Source organism: Nocardiopsis sp. NPDC055879, assembly GCF_053615935.1.
In genome coordinates, this window is the sequence record NZ_JBSHCT010000088.1 from 1 (window position 1) to 1,490 (window position 1,490).

At 66.9% G+C, this 1,490-nt stretch carries 2 protein-coding genes; both read left to right on the forward strand.

Annotated elements, in window-relative coordinates; genetic code table 11:
• Positions 1-345: 345 nt before the first annotated feature.
• The gene (locus ACWGKS_RS29925; RefSeq protein WP_452525084.1) at positions 346-966 is read left to right on the forward strand and encodes a hypothetical protein; all 621 of its coding nucleotides are present in this window, start codon (positions 346-348) and stop codon (positions 964-966) included.
• The gene (locus tag ACWGKS_RS29930; protein ID WP_452525086.1) at positions 963-1,235 is read left to right on the forward strand and encodes a hypothetical protein; all 273 of its coding nucleotides are present in this window, start codon (positions 963-965) and stop codon (positions 1,233-1,235) included. The genes ACWGKS_RS29925 and ACWGKS_RS29930 overlap by 4 nt, the downstream gene beginning before the upstream one ends.
• Positions 1,236-1,490 lie beyond the last annotated feature (255 nt).

A 1,490-nucleotide genomic window follows, 5' to 3' on the forward strand; every position in this document is an offset into this window, starting at 1 on the left:
GTCCTACGCGGTCCACGCCTCGCCGTATGGCCGCGTGGCTGGCGTCCTCGCGGAGTTGAAGCGCAGGCGCTCCCGTCGTGTGCGGCCGTTCGTCGCCCTCGCCCCCACGCCGGTCATCCCCGCGCCGCGTAGGCCGGTCGACGCGCTCCCCACGCTTCCGCGAACGGCCATGTCGGCAGTTGCTCCGATCGCAGGTGTCCGGCACCCGCTCCCACCTGCGAACCTTGTGCGACCGGGCTACGCAGCTTGGGAACGCGCGCAGGCGCACGCATACGCGGACCGGCAACGGTTGGGCGTTGCTGTGGCTATGGACGTCTCCCGTGTCTCCGCCGTGGCGGTGACGGCGTGAACCGCTGCACTCTCACCCGATGGCACCCGTTCAAGGCCGGGGCAGACCTGCCGAAGAACTGTGTGAAGCCTGCCGGACACGCGGGCATGTGCCGCGACTACCGGGGCGACTACGAAGGGTCGCCGGGGCGTACCCGTGAGATGACGCCGGAGGAAGTAGACGCGCACAACCTGAGTGACGCGGAATGCACGTCCTCCCGCTGCATCCTGCCGTCCGGCCACACGGGCGTCCACACGGAGCACGCGGAGCCATTCGTGGTCAGCGCGTGTGTGGCTCAGCTAGCCGGCCTTCTGGCCACTCCTGGCCTTCCCCGCGACGCGGCGGAGACGTTGGCCAAGGCGGCCACGGTGTGGGAAACCCTGGACACCCTGCTTTCGACGGGCGGCACGTTGCCGTCCCGGTGGGTCTCGCCGCGTGTCGACCCGTTGCTTTCCGGCATCGACACGACGCCGCTGCACTCCGCGCTCACAGAATCGCTTGACACAACCCCGCCCGGCGGCGGGTACCGCGTCATGCCGTTCACCACTCTCCGAGCCGCTGTACACACCTGGGAAGCGTTGGACACCGTCCTCCGCGCAGGTGCGGCACTGCCGGAACCGTGGGAGGTGGCGCGGTGAACGCCGACGACATGCCCGACTTCGTCGACGACGTTGTCGACCCCGCAATCCTGCCAGACGACCCCGAGTACGTGGCCGACTATGTGTTTTGGAGGGCGCGTATCGAACAGCACCACGCGGACCCCATGGCGGAGATGCTTGACCTACATGAGTCGCTGATCTGGGATATGCACTTCGCAGGGGCGTTGTCCCTGGAAGCCGCCCAAGACAAGATCGCGGACGCGAGGGCGCTTGCCCTAGCGGCGGAGGACGTCGCCCGCGAGGCATAGCACCACAGAGCCCCGCTCCCTTACTGGGAGCGGGGCTTTTCCGTGTCTGACCTGCGGTTTTGCTTAAGTGAATCGTCCCAAGTATCTTGGTCGCCTGTTCATCCACTTCAAGCACTGAGCGGATGAGGCCTGTGGACCGGTTACGTCGAGACATGGAGTAACGCGAGTCCTACGATCGTGCCATGGCAAAGGTCAGAATCCGCGTCAGCCTCGATCCGGATGAGGCGGAGCGTGTCAGATCCCATGCGGAGCGCG